Annotated in this window: 18 protein-coding genes and 1 pseudogene; 7 read left to right on the top strand and 12 right to left on the bottom strand. The window is 70.7% G+C overall.

Going from position 1 to position 18,877, the window contains the following annotated elements; all coding sequences use genetic code 11:
- The first annotated feature begins 7 nt into the window (after window positions 1–7).
- From ACGFNK_RS43445 to ACGFNK_RS43460, 4 genes are read left to right on the top strand one after another with little or no spacing between them, the layout of a single operon-like run.
- A complete protein-coding gene (locus ACGFNK_RS43445; RefSeq protein WP_393426213.1) occupies window positions 8–1,084 on the top strand; it encodes an ABC transporter permease in 1,077 nt (358 codons plus the stop codon).
- The gene (locus ACGFNK_RS43450) at window positions 1,081–2,004 is read left to right on the top strand and encodes an ABC transporter permease (protein ID WP_393426216.1); all 924 of its coding nucleotides are present in this window, start codon (window positions 1,081–1,083) and stop codon (window positions 2,002–2,004) included. The genes ACGFNK_RS43445 and ACGFNK_RS43450 overlap by 4 nt, the downstream gene beginning before the upstream one ends.
- Complete coding sequence (locus tag ACGFNK_RS43455) at window positions 2,001–3,104, top strand: ABC transporter ATP-binding protein (RefSeq protein WP_393426219.1); 1,104 nt, start codon at window positions 2,001–2,003, stop codon at window positions 3,102–3,104. Before ACGFNK_RS43450 ends, ACGFNK_RS43455 begins: the two co-directional genes overlap by 4 nt.
- Window positions 3,101–4,135 (top strand): oligopeptide/dipeptide ABC transporter ATP-binding protein, encoded by a 1,035-nt coding sequence (locus ACGFNK_RS43460; RefSeq protein WP_393426222.1) that lies wholly within the window; start codon window positions 3,101–3,103, stop codon window positions 4,133–4,135. Before ACGFNK_RS43455 ends, ACGFNK_RS43460 begins: the two co-directional genes overlap by 4 nt.
- Before the next feature lie 81 nt (window positions 4,136–4,216).
- Here the strand turns inward: ACGFNK_RS43460 and ACGFNK_RS43465 are convergent, their stop codons facing one another.
- From ACGFNK_RS43465 to rimP, 8 genes are all read right to left on the bottom strand, one after another.
- Window positions 4,217–5,170, bottom strand: coding sequence for a bifunctional riboflavin kinase/FAD synthetase (locus ACGFNK_RS43465; RefSeq protein ID WP_393426225.1), 954 nt, complete (start codon window positions 5,168–5,170; stop codon window positions 4,217–4,219).
- A 160-nt stretch (window positions 5,171–5,330) separates the two neighbouring features.
- Window positions 5,331–6,236: a tRNA pseudouridine(55) synthase TruB gene (truB, locus tag ACGFNK_RS43470; RefSeq protein ID WP_393426228.1), complete on the bottom strand. Its 906-nt coding sequence runs from the start codon at window positions 6,234–6,236 to the stop codon at window positions 5,331–5,333.
- Window positions 6,233–6,715, bottom strand: coding sequence for a 30S ribosome-binding factor RbfA (gene rbfA, locus ACGFNK_RS43475; protein ID WP_386349982.1), 483 nt, complete (start codon window positions 6,713–6,715; stop codon window positions 6,233–6,235). Before rbfA ends, truB begins: the two co-directional genes overlap by 4 nt.
- A 75-nt stretch (window positions 6,716–6,790) precedes the next feature.
- The gene (locus tag ACGFNK_RS43480; protein WP_388688003.1) at window positions 6,791–7,084 is read right to left on the bottom strand and encodes a DUF503 domain-containing protein; all 294 of its coding nucleotides are present in this window, start codon (window positions 7,082–7,084) and stop codon (window positions 6,791–6,793) included.
- 422 nt (window positions 7,085–7,506) lie between these two features.
- Window positions 7,507–10,650, bottom strand: a complete 3,144-nt coding sequence (gene infB, locus ACGFNK_RS43485) for a translation initiation factor IF-2 (RefSeq protein ID WP_393426233.1) — start codon at window positions 10,648–10,650, stop codon at window positions 7,507–7,509.
- 148 nt (window positions 10,651–10,798) lie between these two features.
- Complete coding sequence (locus ACGFNK_RS43490) at window positions 10,799–11,092, bottom strand: YlxR family protein (RefSeq protein WP_386349974.1); 294 nt, start codon at window positions 11,090–11,092, stop codon at window positions 10,799–10,801.
- 102 nt (window positions 11,093–11,194) lie between these two features.
- Window positions 11,195–12,217, bottom strand: a complete 1,023-nt coding sequence (gene nusA, locus ACGFNK_RS43495; RefSeq protein WP_388687999.1) for a transcription termination factor NusA — start codon at window positions 12,215–12,217, stop codon at window positions 11,195–11,197.
- Window positions 12,218–12,219: 2 nt separating this feature from the next.
- Entirely contained in the window at window positions 12,220–12,717 is a 498-nt protein-coding gene (rimP, locus tag ACGFNK_RS43500; RefSeq protein WP_393426237.1) for a ribosome maturation factor RimP, read from the bottom strand.
- A gap of 185 nt (window positions 12,718–12,902) precedes the next feature.
- Here rimP and ACGFNK_RS43505 point away from each other — a divergent pair, with 185 nt between their 5' ends.
- From ACGFNK_RS43505 to ACGFNK_RS43515, 3 genes are read left to right on the top strand one after another with little or no spacing between them, the layout of a single operon-like run.
- Entirely contained in the window at window positions 12,903–13,457 is a 555-nt protein-coding gene (locus tag ACGFNK_RS43505) for a hypothetical protein (RefSeq protein ID WP_393426240.1), read from the top strand.
- A complete protein-coding gene (locus ACGFNK_RS43510) occupies window positions 13,454–13,948 on the top strand; it encodes a ferritin-like domain-containing protein (RefSeq protein ID WP_393426243.1) in 495 nt (164 codons plus the stop codon). Before ACGFNK_RS43505 ends, ACGFNK_RS43510 begins: the two co-directional genes overlap by 4 nt.
- Before the next feature lie 45 nt (window positions 13,949–13,993).
- Entirely contained in the window at window positions 13,994–14,905 is a 912-nt protein-coding gene (locus ACGFNK_RS43515; RefSeq protein ID WP_393426246.1) for an aminoglycoside phosphotransferase family protein, read from the top strand.
- Window positions 14,906–15,239: 334 nt separating this feature from the next.
- Here ACGFNK_RS43515 and ACGFNK_RS43520 read toward each other — a convergent pair whose 3' ends face one another.
- From ACGFNK_RS43520 to ACGFNK_RS43535, 4 genes and pseudogenes are all read right to left on the bottom strand, one after another.
- Window positions 15,240–16,934, bottom strand: coding sequence for a proline--tRNA ligase (locus tag ACGFNK_RS43520; RefSeq protein ID WP_393426249.1), 1,695 nt, complete (start codon window positions 16,932–16,934; stop codon window positions 15,240–15,242).
- Window positions 16,935–17,020: 86 nt separating this feature from the next.
- The gene (locus ACGFNK_RS43525) at window positions 17,021–17,590 is read right to left on the bottom strand and encodes a GNAT family N-acetyltransferase (RefSeq protein WP_393426252.1); all 570 of its coding nucleotides are present in this window, start codon (window positions 17,588–17,590) and stop codon (window positions 17,021–17,023) included.
- Between the two features lie 107 nt (window positions 17,591–17,697).
- The gene (locus tag ACGFNK_RS43530) at window positions 17,698–18,546 is read right to left on the bottom strand and encodes a GNAT family N-acetyltransferase (protein WP_386349952.1); all 849 of its coding nucleotides are present in this window, start codon (window positions 18,544–18,546) and stop codon (window positions 17,698–17,700) included.
- Window positions 18,547–18,721: 175 nt separating this feature from the next.
- Window positions 18,722–18,877 (bottom strand): annotated as a pseudogene (locus ACGFNK_RS43535) (4-hydroxy-3-methylbut-2-en-1-yl diphosphate synthase); the annotation flags it as partial.

Here is an 18,877-nt window from a genome sequence, read left to right on the forward strand (position 1 = left end):
TGACCGTATGACCGCTGAAGCGACACCCTCGCTGGTCGAGAAGGCCGAGAAGACCGACGGCCCCGTCGAGACCGGGCCGTCGGTCCGCGGGCCGCGGACGCGCACGAGAACCGCGTATCTGCGGTATGTGGCGGGCAAGGTGGGCGGCGCGGCCGTCTCGCTGCTCGCCGTCCTCGTCACCAGTTTCTTCCTCTTCCGGCTGATCCCCGGCGACCCGGTGAAGCACATGACGGGCGGGCGCCAGGTGTCGGCCGAGCAACTCGCCACCTACCGGCGGGAGTTCGGACTGGATCTCCCGCTCTGGCAGCAGTTCACGGAGTACTGCGGCAAGGCATTCACCGGCGATCTCGGAACGTCGTACCAGTTCAACGCGCCCGTGATCGACAAGATCACCGAGGCGCTGCCGAACACACTGCTGCTCACCGGCACGGCGTTCGTCCTCTACACGGCGCTCGGCGTCTTCCTCGGTACGCGTGCCGCCTGGCGCCAGGGCGGCGTCGGAGACCGGCTCAACACCGGTCTGGCGCTGACCCTTTACTCGATTCCGTCGTTCTGGTTGGGGCTGCTGCTCATCATCGTCTTCGCGGTGGGCATCGGCCCGATTCCCGGTCTCTTCCCGACCGGCGGCATGGAGTCGGGCGGCGAGGAGGGATTCGCGTACGTCCTCGATGTCGCCCATCACCTGATCCTGCCCGTGATCACGCTGGCCGCGGTGGAGTACGGGCAGACCCTGCTCGTCACGCGGTCCGCGCTGCTGGACGAGATGGGCAGCGACTATCTGACCACCGCGCGGGCCAAGGGACTCCGGGACGATCTCGTACGCCGTCGCCATGCCGTGCCGAACGCGATGCTGCCGACCGTGACGCTGATCTTCGTCAATCTCGGGCGGACCGTCGCGGGTGTGATCCTCGTCGAGACCGTCTTCTCCTGGCCAGGCCTCGGCGGGCTCTTCTACCAGGCGCTGAGCGTGCCCGATCTTCCGCTGGTCCAGGGGCTGTTCTTCATCTTCGCGGCGGCGGTGATCGTGATGAACACGCTGGCCGATCTGATCTATCCGCTGCTCGACCCCCGGGTGGGCCGATGACAACCGAAGCAACTACCCCTGTCGCCAAGGCGAGTCCGCGCGCGCTCGCCCGGCAGCGGCGCCGTCACTCGGCGGCCCGCTTCTGGAAGCAGTACCGCTCGCACCGCGCTGGGCTCTTCGGCCTCGCCGCCCTGGTGCTCTTCGCGCTGGTCGCGCTGACAGCGCCGCTGACCATCGGCTCCGATGTGCAGAGCGTGACGGATGCGCCGGGCGGGCCGCTGGAGAGTCCGAGTGCCGGATTCCCCCTGGGGACGGACCAGTTCGGCCGCAGCCTGCTCGGTCTGGTGGTCTGGGGCTCGCGGGTCTCGCTGCTCGTGGGGCTGCTCGCGGCGGTGTTGTCGGTGGCGATCGGGGCGCTGATCGGGATCACCGCCGGGCACTTCCGGGGCTGGTACGCGACCGTGATGATGCGGATCACGGACTGGTTCCTGGTCATGCCGACACTGGTGCTCGCGATCGCGCTCGCCACCGTGATGTCCCGCTCGCTCAGCACGATCATCCTGGCGATCGGCGTCACGACCTGGCCGACCACGGCCCGACTGGTGCGCGCCCAGACCCTCGCCGTGGAGTCGCGGCCGTACATCGAACGCGCCAAGGCGCTCGGCGGCGGCCACGGGCACATCATGTCCCGCCATGTCCTGCCGAACGTCATGCCGCTGGTGCTGGCCCAGACGACACTGATCATCTCCTCCGCGATCCTCGCCGAGGCGACGCTGGCGTTCCTCGGGCTCGGTGATCCGACGGTGGTCTCCTGGGGCGGGCTGCTGCAGGACGCGCGGGAGGCGGGCGCGGTCAGTTCGGGGAAGTGGTGGTATCTGGTGCCGCCAGGCATCGCGATCGCCGTGGTCGCCCTCGCGTTCACGCTGTGCGGGCGCGCGGTCGAGTCCGTTCTCAACCCCAGGCTGGGGGTGGCCCGTTGAGGCTCCTGGAGGTACGCGACCTCGAAGTGACGTACGCGGGTGGGGCCGCCGCCGTGCGCGGGGTGAACCTCACCGTGGACGCGGGCCAGAAGCTGGGCCTGGCGGGTGAGTCGGGCTGCGGCAAGTCGACGCTGGCGCTCGCGCTGCTCAGGCTGCTGCCGTCCGGGACCCGGGTGTCCGGGGAGATTCTCCTGGACGGCGAGGACGTACTGGGCATGAGGTGGGGGCGGGTACGGGCGGTTCGGTGGGCCGGTGCCTCGATCGTGTTCCAGGGCGCCATGCACTCGCTCAACGCCGTGCACCGCGTCGGCGACCAGATCGCCGAGCCCATCCTGCTGCACAGGAAGGCGACGCCCGCGGGCGCCCGTAAGAAGACCGGCGAACTCCTGGAGCACGTGGGCCTTCCGGCGGCGCGCGCGTCCGCGTACCCGCACGAGCTGTCGGGCGGCCAACGGCAGCGCGTCATGATCGCCATGGCTCTGGCCTGTGACCCCCGCCTGATCATCGCCGACGAGCCGACCACGGCCCTCGACGTGATGATCCAGGCGCAGATCCTCCGCCTGATCGAGCAGCTCGTCGCCGAACAGGACCTGGGCCTCATCATGATCAGCCACGACCTGGCGGTCCTGTCCGACACCTGCGACCGGCTCGCGGTGATGTACGCGGGCCGGGTGGTCGAGGAGGGCCCGGCGCGGTCGGTCCACGAGAACGCCCACCATCCGTACGCCCGGGCTCTGTCAGCGGCCTTCCCGCGCATCGGCGACCCTGCCTCACGTTTCGCGCCACGCGGCTTGCCGGGCGACCCCCCGGATCCGGCCGCCCTGCCCTGCGGCTGCACGTTCCATCCGCGCTGCTCGAAGGCCTTGGACGCGTGCGCGACGGAGGACCAGCAGCTGCGCGACGCGGGACCGGCACGCAGGGCGGCGTGCGTCCACGTGGGGTTGCCAGGACCGGCTGGGACCGCCGCAGATTCCGACGCGGTGTCGGCCACGACCGAGGCCGAGGCCGACAGCGCATCCGCCGCAGGCGAAGTCGTCGGAGAAGCCGTTGGAGAAGCTGTTGGAGATGCCGTCGGAGAAGCGAGGAGCAGTACGCCATGACGAGCACCACTCCTCCCCCGCCCTCCGGGGCGGCGCCCCTCCTCAGCGCCGAAGGCCTGCACGTCGCCTTCCCAGGTCGCCACGGCGCAGCCCAGGCCCGTGCTGTCGACGGGGTCGACCTCGACATCCGGCCCGGGGAGATCGTCGCGCTGGTCGGGGAGTCGGGATGCGGCAAGACGACGCTGGCGCGATCCTTGCTCGGGCTCGTCCAGCCGACCGCGGGTCGCGTGACCTTCGGCGGAGAGCCCCTTGGCTACTCCTCGCGGGCCCTCAAGGCGTACCGCAGGCGCGTTCAGCTGGTGCTTCAGGATCCGAGCGGCTCGCTCAATCCGCGGCACACGGTGTACGACGCGGTGGCGGAAGGGCTGCGTATCCACGGGTACGCGGGTGACGAGCGGGCGGCGGTCGCCGAGGCCCTCTCCCGGGCCGGGCTGCGTCCCCCGGAGCGCTTCTTCCTCCGCTACCCGCACGAACTGTCCGGCGGACAGCGGCAGCGCGTCGTCATCGCGGGCGCACTCGTCCTGGAGCCCGAACTCATCGTCGCCGATGAGCCGGTGGCCTCCCTCGACGCCTCCGTACGCGGCGAGATCCTGGCCCTCCTGCTGCGCCTGCGCACCGAACTCGGCCTGTCCGCCCTCGTGGTGACGCACGACCTAGGCCTCGCGTGGAACATCGCCGACCGGGTCGCGGTGATGTACCTGGGCCGGGTCGTGGAGACAGGAGGGGTGGAGCAGGTCCTGACGGCACCCCAACACCCGTACACCCGAGCCCTGTTGTCGGTCCTGCCGGAGGCACCCGGCGATCCGGTGGTCCTCACCGGCGAACCCCCGGACCCCTCCCGCATCCCCTCCGGCTGCCGTTTCCACGCCCGCTGCCAGGTCCTCGCGAGCGGCGAGGCCGAACGCGCTTCGGTCGCGGACGCCTGCCGCGGACAGGAGCTGCCGGTACTGGCCGGGGACGGCCGGACCCAAGTGGCTTGCCATTGGGCAGATGCCGTCGGGGCGGCGCCCGTTGAGCAGGTGCGGCAGTAGCAGTCGGCTTTGTCGATACGTAAATGGGGGCGCCCGGCGCTGTGATGGCTACGGGCTCCCCCAGTCGCGTACAACCGCCGCCTACTCCCCCTCGTACGCCTCCACCAGCTCCCGGCAGCGCTTCACGTCCTGCGCCATCGTCTCCAGCAGGCCCTCGATGGAGTCGAACTTGGCCTGTCCGCGGACGAAGGCCAGGAAGTCGACCGCGACATGCAGGCCGTACAGGTCGAGGCCGACGCGATCGATGGCGTACGCCTCGACGGTCCGCTCCGTGCCCTCGAACTGCGGGTTCGTGCCGACGGAGATCGCGGCGGGCATGGCCTCGCCTTGCGCGTGCAGCCAGCCGGCGTAGACACCGTCGGCGGGGATCGCGGTGTGCGGCAGCGTCTCGACGTTGGCGGTCGGGAAGCCCAGTTCACGGCCGCGCTGGGCGCCGCGTACGACGACGCCCTCGACGCGGTGCGGGCGGCCGAGGATCTCGCGCGCGCCCTCGACGTCGCCCTCGGCGACGAGCCTTCGGGTGAGCGTGGAGGAGAAGGGTTCGCCGCCGCCGGCCTCGCCGGTCACGTACAGGTCGACGACCTCGACCTCGAAGTCGTACGTCTTGCCCTGCTCGATCAGGAACGCCACGTTCCCGGCGGCCTTGTGGCCGAAGCGGAAGTTCGGGCCCTCGACGGCCGCCTTGGCGTGCAGCTTGTCGACGAGGACCTTGACGACGAATTCGGCGGGCGAGAGCTTCGAGAACTCGGTGGTGAACGGCAGGATGAGCACGGCGTCGACACCGAGCTCCGCCATCAGCTCGGCGCGGCGGTGGTGCGGGGCGAGCAGGGGCGGATGGCTGCCGGGGCGCACGACCTCGCTCGGGTGCGGGTCGAACGTGACGACAACGGACGGAACGCCCAGCTCACGTGCCCGCTCCACGGCATGCCGGATGATCAGCTGGTGCCCGCGGTGGACGCCGTCGTACGAGCCGATGGTGACGACGCTGCGCCCCCAGTCCTGGGGGATGTCCTCCAAGCCACGCCAGCGCTGCACTGTGACCGCTCCTCGTAGAACCCGTGTCCGTATTGGCTGCGTACCGATCGCCTTTATACGCAGGTCTCTCATACGCAGGTCCCAGGGTGCCATGCCGCACACCCTCGTCCCGCATCGGCATGGGCCCTGTGACGGGCCGCACCCCGCCGGTCAGTCCCGGTCAGCCGAAGACGGCCAGGCTCTTCGCCTTGCCCTTCTGCTCCTCCACCAGCGCGAGGAATCGCCCCTCGGGATCGAACACCCCGACGGCGCCGGCGCCCGCGTACGCCTCGGGCATCTCGAGCCGCACCCCGTTCGTCAGCAGTCGCGCCCTCTTCGCGTCCACGTCCCAGCGGGGGAACGCCGCCGCGGCCGCCTCCGCCAGCGGCATCACCGTCAGCTCCTCCTGGAGCCGGTCGAGCGTGCGCGCGGAGTCCAGCTTGTAGGGGCCGACACGGGTGCGGCGCAGCGCCGTCAGATGGCCGCCGACACCCAGGTCGGCGCCGAGGTCGCGGGCCAGCGCACGGATGTACGTCCCCGAAGAACAGACCACCGAGACGACCAGGTCCAGTACGGGCGTACCGTCCTCGGCGACGGCGCCCCGGACGTCGTACACGGAGAAGGAGGAGACCGTGACCGGCCGGGCCGGGATCTCGAAGTCCTCGCCTTCGCGGGCCCGCTTGTACGAGCGCACGCCGTCGATCTTGATGGCGCTGACCTTGGACGGCACCTGCATGATGTCGCCGGTGAGCTTGGCGATCCCGGCGTCGACGGCGTCCCGGGGGATCCCCGAGGCGTCGGCGGAGGCCGTGATGTCCCCTTCGGCGTCATCGGTGACGGATGTCTGCCCGAGCCGGATCGTCCCCAGGTACTCCTTCTCGGTGAGCGCGAGATGGCCGAGGAGCTTGGTCGCCTTCTCGACGCCGAGAACGAGCACGCCCGTGGCCATCGGGTCGAGGGTGCCCGCGTGTCCGACGCGGCGGGTCTTCGCGATCCCGCGCATCTTGGCGACCACGTCGTGCGAAGTGAAGCCCGACGGCTTGTCGACGATGACCAGGCCGTCGGGCGTGCGGTTCTTCTGGGTCATGCCGGGGCGTCGCCGTCCGTCTCCGCCGGCTCGACTGCACCGGCCGCCTCGTCGTCGGAGTCCGGCTTCTTGTACGGGTCCGCGTCACCCGCGAAGCTGGCGCCGGCCGAGACCTCGCGCACCTTCGCGTCCGAGGCCCGTGCCTTGTCGAGCAGGTCCTCGATGGTCTTGGCGGTGTCCGGCAGCGCGTCCGCCACGAAGCTGAGGGTCGGGGTGAACTTCACGCCCGCCGCCGCCCCGACCGCCGAGCGGAGCACGCCCTTGGCGCTCTCCAGGCCGGCTGCCGCGGCTGCCCGGTCCTCGTCGTCCCCGTACACCGTGTAGAAGACGGTCGCCTCCCGCAGATCCCCGGTGACCCGGGTGTCCGTGATGGTGACTTGCGAACCGAGCCGCGGGTCCTTGATCCCGCGCTGCAGCTTCTGGGCCACCACCTCTCGGATGAGGTCCGCCAGCCTCTTCGCCCGCGCGTTGTCGGCCACTGGTCCGTCTCCCTCTTTCTTGCCTGTTCCGCGTTGTCCGCGTGTTCCGCGTGCACAGTCCATCGTCGTGCACGGTCAGTCGTCGTCGCCGTGCAGCCGCCGTCGTACGGACAGCAGCTCCACCTCCGGCCGGCCGGCGACCATGCGCTCGCACCGGTCCAGTACCTCCGTCAGATGCCCCGCGTCCCCCGAGACCACCGCCAGCCCGATCTCGGCCCGTCGGTACAGGTCCTGATCGCCTACTTCCGCGGCGCTCACCGCGAACTTGCGCTGGAGGTCCGCCACGATCGGCCGGACGACGGAACGCTTCTCCTTCAGCGACCGTACGTCGCCGAGGAGCAGATCGAAGGACAGAGTCCCCACGTACATGTGTGTCCGGATGTCCCGCCGGTACGGGGTAGATGACCCGCCAAGCTCTTGGCAGGGACGTCAAGAACGGTACAACGGGGGGCCGGTGCGGCTCGACGGGGTTTTCGCCCCCGCCGCCCCTGACCGTCCCATCCCTGGGGCTGCGCCCCAGAGCCCCACCATGGGCTGCGCCCCTGGACCCCTCGGGGCTCCGCCCCGGACCCCGCTGGGGCTGCGCCCCAGACCCCCATCGGCCTGACGGCCTCGTCCTCAAACGCCGGACGGGCTGAAATCAGCCCGTCCGGCGTTTGAGGACCGGGGGTCCGGGGCGGAGCCCCGAGGGTGGGACGGGTAGGGGCGGCGGGGGCGAAAACCCCACCCGCTCCCCAGGAACGGCAAGGTTGGCCGGCGGGAAACCCGCCGGCCAACCTTATGCACCCGTGTTACCCGCGGGGCTTCTCACGCATCTCGTACGTCGCGATGACGTCGTCCACCTTGATGTCGTTGAAGTTGCCGAGGTTGATACCACCCTCGAACCCTTCGCGAATCTCGGTGACGTCGTCCTTGAAGCGACGCAGGCCGGAGATGTTGAGGTTCTCCGCGATGACCTTGCCATCGCGCAGCAACCGCGCCTTCGTGTTGCGCTTGACCTCGCCGGAGCGGACCAGCACACCGGCGATGTTGCCCAGCTTGGACGAGCGGAAGACCTCGCGGATCTCCGCCGTGCCGAGCTCGACCTCTTCGTACTCCGGCTTGAGCATGCCCTTGAGGGCCGCCTCGATCTCCTCGATGGCCTGGTAGATCACCGAGTAGTAGCGGACGTCGACGCCCTCGCGCTCCGCCATCTGCGAGGCACGGCCGGCCGCGCGGACGTTGAAGCCGATGACGATGGCGTCGGAGCCGGTCGCCAGGTCGATGTCCGACTCGGTGACCGCACCCACACCGCGGTGCAGGATGCGGATGTCGACCTCTTCGCCGACGTCGAGTTGGAGCAGCGAGGACTCGAGAGCCTCCACCGAACCGGACGCGTCGCCCTTGATGATGAGGTTGAGTTCCTGCACCAGACCGGCCTTGAGGGCCTCGTCCAGGTTCTCCAGGGAGAACCGGACACCCCGGCGGGCGAAGTTGGCGTTCCGCTCACGAGCGGCACGCTTCTCCGCGATCTGACGGGCCGTACGGTCCTCGTCGACGACGAGGAAGTTGTCGCCGGCGCCCGGGACGTTGGTGAGACCGAGGACGAGGACCGGGGTCGAGGGACCCGCCTCTTCCACGTTCTCGCCCTTGTCGTCGAGCATCGCGCGGACACGGCCGTACGCGTCGCCGACCACCATGGTGTCGCCGACCCGCAGGGTGCCTCGCTGGACCAGGACGGTCGCGACGGCGCCGCGGCCACGGTCCAGGTGGGACTCGATCGCGATGCCCTGCGCGTCCTGCTCCGGGTTGGCCCGCAGGTCGAGCGAGGCATCCGCGGTGAGGACCACGGCCTCCAGCAGGCTCTCGATGTTGAGGCCCTGCTTGGCGGAGATGTCGACGAACATCGTGTCGCCGCCGTACTCCTCGGCCACCAGACCGAACTCGGTGAGCTGACCGCGCACCTTGGTCGGGTCGGCGCCTTCGACGTCGATCTTGTTGACCGCGACCACGATCGGCACACCGGCCGCCTTGGCGTGGTTCAACGCCTCGATCGTCTGGGGCATCACACCGTCGTTGGCCGCCACCACGAGGATCGCGATGTCGGTCGACTTGGCACCTCGGGCACGCATGGCGGTGAACGCCTCGTGACCCGGGGTGTCGATGAAGGTGATCCTGCGCTCTTCCTCGTTGACCTTGGTGGCGACCTGGTACGCACCGATGTGCTGCGTGATACCGCCGGCCTCGCCCGCGACGACGTTCGTCTTGCGGATGGTGTCCAGCAGTCGGGTCTTACCGTGGTCGACGTGACCCATGACGGTCACGACCGGCGGACGCGGTGCGAGGAACTCCTCGCCGCCCTCGTCCTCGCCGAACTCGATGTCGAAGGACTCGAGCAGCTCGCGGTCCTCCTCCTCCGGGCTGACGATCTCGACGACGTAGTTCATCTCGCTGGCGAGCAGCTGGAGGGTCTCGTCGGAGACGGACTGCGTGGCAGTGACCATCTCGCCGAGGTTCATCATCACGGCGACGAGCGACGCCGGATTGGCGTTGATCTTCTCCGCGAAGTCGGTGAGGGACGCACCGCGCGACAGGCGGACGGTCTGTCCGTTGCCGCGAGGCAGCATCACACCGCCGACCGACGGGGCCTGCATGGCCTCGTACTCCTGGCGCCTCTGCCGCTTCGACTTGCGGCCACGACGCGCCGGACCGCCGGGACGGCCGAACGCACCCTGCGTGCCACCACGGCCACCGGGACCACCCGGACGACCGCCGAAGCCGGGACGGCCACCGCCGCCACCGGGACCACCGGGACGACCGGCGAAACCGCCGCCACCGCCACCGGGACCACCCGGACGACCGGCGAAACCGCCACCGCCGCCGCCACCGGGACGACCGGCGAAGCCGCCGCCACCGGGACGACCGCCGCCACCGCCACCGGGACGACCGCCGCCACCAGGACCGCGGCCACCGGGGCCACCGCCGCCGGGACGCGGGCTACCGGCAGCCGGACGCTGCGGCATCATGCCGGGGTTCGGACGGTTGCCGCCGGGGCCGCCGCCGGGACGCGGAGCGCCACCGGGACCACCCTGCGGACGAGGCATGCCGCCCGGAGTCGGACGGTTGCCGCCGGGGCCGCCGCCGGGACGCGGAGCGCCACCGGGACCACCCTGCGGACGGGGACCACGGTCCTGGCCCGCGCCCTGGGGACGCGGAGCGCCCGGGGCACCAGCACCACCGGGGCGCGGGGCACCGCCCGGACGGGGCGCCTGCGGGCGCGCCATACCGGTGGAGCCACCAGAGGTGAACGGGTTGTTGCCCGGACGCGGGCCGGCCGGACGGCCGCCCGGACGCGAGCCCTGACCACCCGGACGCGGCGCGCCCTGACGGTCACCGCGGTCGCCACGACCCTGGCCGCCGCCCTGAGCGGGACCCGGACGGGCACCCGGCCTCGGGGCACCGGGACGGGCGCCACCCGGACGCGAACCCGAGGGAGCCGCGGGACCCGAGGATGCCGCCGGACCCGAGGGCGCCGCGGGAGCCGCCGGAGGCGCCGTGAACTCGGGCGCTGCCGGAGCCGGAGATGCCGGAGCGGGCTTCGCCGCAGGCGGCTTGGGACCCGGAGTCGGACGCGGCCCCGGAGTCACCGGCCCACCGGCCGGAGCCGCGGGCTTCTCCGCGGCAGCCGGCTTCGGAGCCGGCGGGCGCGGGGCAGCCGGACGGGCGGCCTGCGCCGGAGAGGGGGTGGCCGGCTTGGCAGGCGCGGCCTTGCGCGGGGCGGGCTTGCCGCCGCCGTTGCCCTGCTGGAGGGCGTCAGTCAGTTTGCGTACAACGGGCGCCTCGATGGTCGAGGACGCAGATCGGACAAATTCACCGAGTTCCTGGAGCTTGGCCATGACGACCTTGCTCTCAACCCCGAACTCCTTGGCGAGTTCGTATACCCGGACCTTAGCCACTTCGCTCCTTTTAGGTCCGGGTTGCGTCCGGACCGTCGCTACTTCATGGGCGTACTCATCGCGTACTCATCGAGTGCTCATCGCAATCTCGACCTGCTTTCAGACTCGCGAGGTACCAGGGCCGCAACGGGGTTCCGTGCGACACGTCTTACGGTGTTGCCTTCTCGGCAACGGTCTTCTCGACAGCTTGGCGCAATGCCTCCGTGTCGAGCGTTCCCTGGGCACGCAGCGCCCGGGGGAACGCCCGGCGGCGGACCGCCAGGTCGAGACAGACCAGGGCGGGGTGTACATAGGCACCCCGGCCGGGCAGCGTACCGCGATGATCGGGAACGCATGCATCCCCGACCGCCACGATGCGCAGCAGATCGTCCTTGGCCGCTCGCTCCCGGCACCCCACACACGTGCGCTCAGGGCATGCTCGGGCTGGCGTCCGGCCAGACACAATCAAGTCTACCTCCCCGCACCGACCTCACCCCTTTGGGGCAAGAATCGAACGGTTGCCGCGTATAAAACTGTCGTGATCTCAGCGACCAGGCGGCGCGATCTATTCCCCGCCCTGGTCGTCGGCCCGCTGACCGGTCTGCTCACCGGTCTGTTCCGTGTCCGGACGGATGTCGATCCGCCAGCCGGTGAGCCGGGCGGCGAGCCGGGCATTCTGCCCTTCTTTGCCGATCGCCAGGGACAGTTGGTAGTCCGGCACCGTCACGCGCGCGGAGCGAGCGGCAAGGTCCACGACCTCTACCTTGGAGACCCGGGCTGGGGAGAGCGCGTTGGCGACCATCTCGGCCGGGTCGTCGGACCAGTCGACGATGTCGATCTTCTCGCCGTTGAGCTCGCCCATGACATTGCGCACACGGCCGCCCATGGGCCCGATACAGGCACCCTTGGCGTTCAGACCCGAACGGGTGGACCGGACGGCGATCTTCGTTCGGTGCCCCGCCTCCCGGGCGATGGCGGCGATCTCGACGGATCCGTCGGCGATCTCCGGCACTTCGAGAGCGAAGAGCTTCTTCACCAGATTGGGATGCGTCCGGGACAGCGTCACGGAGGGCCCACGGACACCCTTCGCCACCCGGACCACGTACGACCTCAGCCGCATCCCGTGCTGGTACGTCTCGCCGGGAACCTGCTCCTGCACCGGCAGGATGGCCTCCAGCTTGCCGATGTCCACGAGTACGTTCTTGGGGTCCCGCCCTTGCTGCACCACACCGGTGACGATGTCGCCCTCGCGGCCCGCGTACTCGCCGAGCGTCGCGTCGTCCTCGGCGTCGCGCAGGCGCTGCAGGATGACCTGCTTGGCGGTGGTGGCGGCGATACGGCCGAAGCCGGTCGGGGTGTCGTCGAACTCGCGGGGCTCCTGGCCCTCTTCGAGGTCCTCGGGATCCTCCTTCGCCCACACGGTCACATGGCCGCTCTCGCGGTTGAGCTCCACGCGCGCGTGGCGGCGGCTTCCCTCGGTGCGGTGATAGGCGATGAGGAGGGCCGATTCGATCGCTTCGACCAGCAGGTCGAAGGAGATCTCCTTCTCCCGTACCAAGCCCCGCAGGGCGCTCATGTCGATGTCCACGGCTACGCCTCCTCTTCCTTCTTGTCCTTGCGGCTGAACTCGACCTGGACGCGCGCCTTGGCGATCTCCTCGAAGACGAGCCTTCTGGCGGTGGCCTTGCGCCCCTTCACACCGGGCACTTCGAGGTCCACACCGTCGTCGTCCACCTCGAGGATCCGAGCGACCACCTCGCCACCCTCGGCCAGCTGGAACTTCACCAGCCGACCGGCGGCACGTACGTAGTGACGGTGTTCCCTGAGCTCGCGCTCCGCACCGGGCGTTCCCACCTCGAGGGTGTACTCACCCGCGCCCATCGCATCCGTCTCGTCGAGCTTCGCCGAGAGCGCGCGGCTCACATCGGCGATCTGGTCGAGGTCGGCACCTTCGTCGGAATCGACGACGACGCGCAGCACACGCTTACGTCCGACCGAGTCCACTTCGATCTCCTCGAGATCGAGCCCCTGGGAGCTGACGAGCGGCTCCAGCAGTCCTCGCAGCCTCTCGCTCTGGGTGGTGCTCATCCGGGTGACTCCTCGGCCGCGTGTGCTGTTGTGGGTAGGTCGCGTGTCAGGTCAAAGGGTATCGGGTCCAGGAGGGTGTTGCCGTCCACCGGCGTCACCGCGGGTTACCTTGATCGGGGGCAGGCGCCTCCCGGAGCTCCGGTCGCCGCCCCTCCTTTCGTACGAGCCTGCCGAGGACGTCTGCCTTGTCGTTCACCCTGCCGTCGCGCTCGCCCTCCGGGCCGCGCCGAAGGAGCCTGCTCGCCTCAGCCGCCGGTGCGGGCACCGCGCTGCTCACGGGCTGCTCCGCCTCCGACTCCTCCTCCGAGACCACCAAGGAGGCCCCTTCCGCCGCCGATCGGGCACGCGCGCGTGCGGCACGCGACAGCGAGGGGCTCGCGGAGCGGTACGCGGCCGTGCTCGCCGCGCATCCGGCGCTGGCGTCGGCCTTGACGCCGCTGCGGGCGGAGGTCGTACGGCATGCGGAGGCGTTCGGGGGCGGGAAGCGGGCGTCTGCCGCTCCCAGCGCCTCGGCATCTTCGGCTTCTTCGTCTCCCGCTGCTTCCGCGAGTGCTCCGGCCGAGAGCGTTCCGGCCCGCGAGGAGGACGCCCTCGCCGAGCTGGCCTCGGCCGAGCGGGCGCTGGCGGACCGCCGTACGAAGGCGCTCGAGGAGCTGCCGGGAGAGCTGGCGCGGCTGCTGGCCTCGGTGGCGGCGGCCGGTGCGGTGCACGTGTTCTTGTTGACGGAGGGCGGGAAGTGAGCGGGTCCGGGAGTTCCGGGGTTTCCGGGAAGGCGGAGGCTTCGGGCGAGCTGAAGGCCGTGCAGGCCGCGCTGCGAGCCGAGCACGCCGCGGTGTACGGGTACGGGATCGTCGGCGGAAAGGTGGGCGAGGAGCGGCAGGCCGAGGCGCAGGCGGCGTACGACGCGCATCGGGCCCGGCGCGACGCGATCACGCGGGCCGTGCGGGACCTGGACGGGAAGCCCGAACCGGCGGCGGCCGCTTACGCGCTGCCGTTCCCGGTGACCGACGCCGACGCGGCCGTGCGGCTCGCCGTCGAACTCGAGGAGCGGGTGGCCGGTGTGTACTCGGATGTCGTACGGGCCGCCGGGGGTGAGCGGCGGCGCGATGCCGCTCAGGCCTTGCGGGAGGCGGCGGTCCGGGCGGCGCGCTGGCGTGGCGGGAGCGTAGCCTTCCCTGGTCTCGCCGAGCGGGCCGCAGCGGCCGGGCCACCGTCGACACCCCGCACGTAACGCACTTCGGAGCACGTAGAGCACGTGGGAAGGGAACACTCGCGTATGGCTTTCGAACCGCCGCAGCGGCTCGTCAGGGCGCTCGGCGAGACGGCGCCGGCCGGTGACGACTGGCTGGAGAAGCTGCCCGAAACGGCTCAACAGGCCGTTTCTGTACGCGAGTTGGCCGTGGAGCGGGTGCAGGTGCCCGGCGGGCGCAGCAGTCTTGTAGTGCTGGTACGGCTGCCCGACGGGACCCCCGCCGTCCTCAAGCTCGCGCCACCGCGCGCGCGGCCGGAGGCCGAGCGAGCCGCGCTCGCGCACTGGGACGGACGGGGCACGGTGCGGCTCCTCGAGTCCTCCGGTCCCGCCAGTCCCTCCGGGACCGGTGGTGTGCTGCTCCTGGAGCGGTTGCATCCCGATGTGTCCGTGCGGTCGTTGCCCGAGGCGAAGTCCATGCTGGAGGCGGCCGGGACGTTGCGGCGGCTGTGGGTGGAGCCGCCTGCCGGGCACGCCTTCGAGACCGTGGCCGAGCGGACGGGGCGGCAGGCCGAGGTGATGCGGGCGGGCGCCGACGCGGAGACGCTGCCGCTGGTGGACGCGGCGCTCGCGGTCCGCGAGCAGCTGCTCGCGGCTCCGCCGGAGCCGCGGCTGCTGCACGGCACGTTCCGCCAGAGCAAGGTCCTCGCCGGCGAACGCAGCCCCTGGCTGGCCGTGGGGCCCGATCCCGTCGTCGGTGAGTGCGCCTTCGATCTGGCGCGCCTGGTCCGGGACCGTGTCGAGGACCTGATCGCCTCGCCGTCCGGCCCTGCGACGACCCGGCGCCGGGTCAAGCGCCTGGCCGAGTCGCTGGACGTGGACCAGGAGCGGTTGCGGGGGTGGACGCTGTTCCGTGCGGTCGAGTCGGGGGTGCGGGCTCGGCGGGTGGGGCGGGGCCAGCATGCGGAGCTGTTGCTGGAGTTCGCGGGGTGGTTGTAGGGGTGGTGGGTGGCCGTGGGGTGGGTCGCCCCCGCCGCCCCTACCCGTCCCATCCTGCGGGGCTTCGCCCCAGACCCCCATCGGCCTGAACGGCCTCGTCCTCAAGCGCCGGACGGGCTGATTGATGCCGGCCTCGGCTGCAAAGTTCAGCCCAGCGGTGCAGCCCAGTCCGCGCAAAATCAGCCCCTCCGGCGTTTGAGGAGCGGGGGTTCGGGGGCTGGCCCCCGAAACGGGGTCCGGGGCGGAGCCCCTGGCGGGGGCCCGGGGGCCGGCCCCCGGGATGGGACGGGTAAGGGCGGCCGGGGCGAAACCAACCGTCGCGGCGAAGGCCCTGTTACGCCGACAGGCGGGCGATGGCCTCGGCCGCCGTCAGCTCCTCGCGTTCACCGGTGCGGCGGTCCTTGAGCTCGAGGACGCCCTCGGCCGAGCGGCGGCCGGCCACCAGGATCTGGGGGACTCCGATCAGTTCGGCGTCCGTGAACTTGACGCCCGGTGAGACGCCGGCGCGGTCGTCCACCAGGACGCGTACACCCGCGGCACCCAGCTTCTCCGAGACGTCGAGGGCGAGCTCGGTCTGCAGGGCCTTGCCGGCGGCGACGACGTGCACGTCGGCGGGGGCGACCTCGCGAGGCCAGCACAGGCCCTGGGAGTCCGCCGACTGCTCGGCCAGCGCGGCCACCGCACGCGAGACACCGATGCCGTACGAGCCCATCGTCACGCGAACCGGCTTGCCGTTCTGGCCGAGGACATCGAGCTGGAAGGTGTCGGCGTACTTGCGGCCCAGCTGGAAGATGTGACCGATCTCGATGGCGCGGTCCATCTTGAGGCCGGTGGCACAGGCAGGGCAGGGGTCGCCCTCCTTGACGACGACCACGTCGAGGTAGTCGTCGACCTCGAAGTCCCGGCCGCAGACGACGTTGCGCGCATGCTTGTCCGGCTTGTTGGCACCCGTGATCCAGGCCGTGCCGGGCGCCACGCGCGGATCGGCGATGTAGCGGACCTTGTCCAGACCCTGCGGGCCCACATAACCGCGTACGAGATCCTCACGGCCCACGAAGTCTTCGGCCGTCACCAACTCCACCTCCGCCGGAGCCAGGTGCTCGCCCAGCTTGCCGAGGTCGACCTCGCGGTTACCGGGGACACCGACGGCGACGATCTCGCCGTCGACCTTGACGAGGAGGTTCTTGAGGGTGGCGGAGGCCTGCACGCCCAGGTGCTCTGCGAGGGTCTCGATGGTCGGGGTGTCGGGAGTGTCCAGTTCCTCGACCGGACCGTGCTCGACGCCCTCGACCGGCGTGAGCGCGAAGGTGACCGCCTCCGTGTTCGCCGCGTAGTCGCAGGCCGGACAGTCCACGAAGGTGTCCTCACCGGCCGCGGCGGGCGCGAGGAACTCCTCCGACGCCGAGCCGCCCATCGCGCCGGAGACGGCGGAGACGATGCGGTAGTCGAGGCCCAGACGCGCGAAGATCTTCTGGTACGCCTCGCGGTGCAGCCCGTACGACTCCACCAGGCCCTCGTCCGTGGTGTCGAAGGAGTACGAGTCCTTCATCTGGAACTCACGGCCGCGCAGCACACCGGAACGGGGACGTGCCTCGTCCCGGTACTTGGTCTGGATCTGGTAGAGGATCACCGGCAGATCCTTGTAGGACGAGCACTGGTCCTTGACGAGCTGGGTGAAGATCTCCTCGTGCGTGGGGCCCAGCAGATAGTCGGCGCCCTTGCGGTCCTTGACGCGGAAGAGGAGATCGCCGTACTCGTCCCAGCGACCCGACGCGTCGTAGGGCTCGCGCGGCAGCAGGGCGGGCAGCAGAACCTCCTGGCCGCCGATGGCGTCCATTTCCTCGCGCACCACGCGCGCGACGTTCTCGAGGACCTTCTTGCCGAGCGGCAGCCAGGTCCAGATACCGGCCGACGTGCGGCGCACGTAACCGGCGCGGACGAGCAACTTGTGGCTGAGCGTCTCGGCGTCCGCCGGGTCGTCGCGCAGTGTCTTGATCATCAACCGGGACATGCGCTGGACCTGGGCCATGATTCTTAACTCCTGCCGGATAAGGGTGATGGCTAGGAGGTTAGCCGGGCGGTACCGGGCGGTGGAAATCGATTGGTGCCCGGCACCTACCGCCTGCGGAGGGGAAGGTGGGCGCCCATCACCGCGTACGGCTTCGGGGCGCTGGGGAACAGGACGTTGCGGGCCAGGTCCTCGTAGCCGAGTGAGTGGTAGAGGCCACGGGCCGGGCTGTCCTTGTCGATGGCCGAGAGGATCGAGCGGGGCTGGGTGGCGCCGTCCGTGATGGTGGTGATCAGGGCGCGGCCGATGCCCCGGTTCTGGTAGTGCGGGTGGACGTGCAGCTCGGTGATCACGAAGGAGTCGTCGAGCCAGGCCTCGTGGCCCTGGCTGCGCAGATACGGCTCGACGACGGTGGACCACCAGTGCGCGCGGTCGTTGGGCATGCCGTAGACGAAGCCCACGAGCCGGCCGTCGGGAGTGGTGGCGCCGAATGCGCGGGCACCGGGGTAGGTGAGATGCCGCAGCACGATCTGCCGCCGTACGGCGATCTCGTCCGCGCCGAGCCCGAAGGCCACGGCCTGCACGGCGAGCGCCTCGTCGATCCGCGCGGCCAGATCCAACGGGCCGATGACGACGTCGTCGGGCTTACGTGGGCCCTGACCGGGGATGCCAAGCATGCCCGGAGACTACCGGTGCACATTGCCGGGTTGCGCCGGGGACTGGGTTTGTCTTGTTCGCTGCGGGTTCGTGGTGGCTGATCGCGCGGCTCCTCAGAGCAGCGCGCTCAGAACAGCACGCTCATGAACGCGCCGATCTCCTGGAAGCCCACCCTCTGGTACGTGCGTCGAGCGGCCGTGTTGAAGTCGTTGACGTAGAGGCTGACGACGGGGGCTACGTCTGCGAGGGCGTAGCGCAGGACGGCTGCCATGCCGGGGGCCGCCAGGCCCTGGCCGCGGTACTCGGGGGCCACCCAGACGCCCTGGATCTGGCAGGCCTGCGAGGTCGCGGCGCCGATCTCCGCCTTGAAGATCACCCGGCCGTCCCGGCCGAGGCGGGCGAACGAGCGCCCGGAGCCGACGAGTTCGGCGACCCGGGCCTGGTACAGGAGCCCGCCGTCACCGGCCAGCGGCGAGATGCCGACCTCCTCCGTGAACATCGCCACGCAGGCGGGCATGATCGTCTCCATCTCGTCCTTGCGGATCCGGCGGACGTACGGATCCGGGGCGATGTCGGACGGAACGCGGTTGGTGACCATCAGGGGCTGATGGGGGCGGACCTCGCGGGCGGGGCCCCAGTTCGGCTCGAGCAGCCGCCACAGCTGGGCGGTGGCCTCGGCCGGGCCGACTATGGAGGAGCAGCGGCGGCCCGCACGACGGGCCCGGTCCGCGAAGGCGCGTACGGCACGAGGGGTGGCGCCGATCGGGACCAGGTTGGCGCCGGCGTAGCAGAGGGACGTCAGCATGCCGTCCTCGTACCAGCCCCACATCTCGCCGCCGAGCCGCCACGGGTCGAGGCCCGCGATCTGCACCCGGGAGGTCACGAAGGCGTTCACGACAGGCTCGCGGTCGAGGACGGCGAGCGCGGCGTCCAGGTCACTCGGTTCGAGGACCCTGGTGGTGGTCTGCGTCAACACGTACGGGGGCCTCACCCTGGGATCTGCTGATTCCCCGCACTGTACCTGGCGAAAATAGGCGCCGCCGCCCGATACCGGAGCCCTCCTGACGGCGCCGGGCACGCGGGGGTCAGCCGTGACTTCTGGGGTGGACGCGGCGGTGGCAGGTCAAACCCTCCGCCGGCTCCGCCTCTCGTCAGCCCGCCACCGAAACCGAAGGCTCCCCGGAGGCGATTCCGTCCGCCTCCATCTGTTCGGCGATCTTCATCGCCTCGTCGATCAGGGTCTCCACGATCTTCGACTCGGGCACCGTCTTGATGACCTCGCCCTTCACGAAGATCTGCCCCTTGCC

This window comes from Streptomyces sp. NPDC048825 (assembly GCF_043198355.1).
In the GTDB taxonomy this organism is placed as follows: Bacteria; Actinomycetota; Actinomycetes; order Streptomycetales; family Streptomycetaceae; genus Streptomyces; species Streptomyces xiangluensis.

What these genes read in the sequence shown, in the direction of transcription:
- ACGFNK_RS43445 (WP_393426213.1), top strand. Translation starts at nt 8, where the DNA reads ATGACCGCTGAAGCGACACCCTCGCTGGTCGAGAAGGCCGAGAAGACC.
- ACGFNK_RS43450 (WP_393426216.1), top strand. Translation starts at nt 1,081, where the DNA reads ATGACAACCGAAGCAACTACCCCTGTCGCCAAGGCGAGTCCGCGCGCG.
- ACGFNK_RS43460 (WP_393426222.1), top strand. Translation starts at nt 3,101, where the DNA reads ATGACGAGCACCACTCCTCCCCCGCCCTCCGGGGCGGCGCCCCTCCTC.
- truB (WP_393426228.1), bottom strand. Translation starts at nt 6,236, where the DNA reads ATGACCCAGAAGAACCGCACGCCCGACGGCCTGGTCATCGTCGACAAG.
- ACGFNK_RS43480 (WP_388688003.1), bottom strand. Translation starts at nt 7,084, where the DNA reads ATGTACGTGGGGACTCTGTCCTTCGATCTGCTCCTCGGCGACGTACGG.
- rimP (WP_393426237.1), bottom strand. Translation starts at nt 12,717, where the DNA reads ATGAGCACCACCCAGAGCGAGAGGCTGCGAGGACTGCTGGAGCCGCTC.
- ACGFNK_RS43515 (WP_393426246.1), top strand. Translation starts at nt 13,994, where the DNA reads ATGGCTTTCGAACCGCCGCAGCGGCTCGTCAGGGCGCTCGGCGAGACG.
- ACGFNK_RS43520 (WP_393426249.1), bottom strand. Translation starts at nt 16,934, where the DNA reads ATGGCCCAGGTCCAGCGCATGTCCCGGTTGATGATCAAGACACTGCGC.
- ACGFNK_RS43525 (WP_393426252.1), bottom strand. Translation starts at nt 17,590, where the DNA reads ATGCTTGGCATCCCCGGTCAGGGCCCACGTAAGCCCGACGACGTCGTC.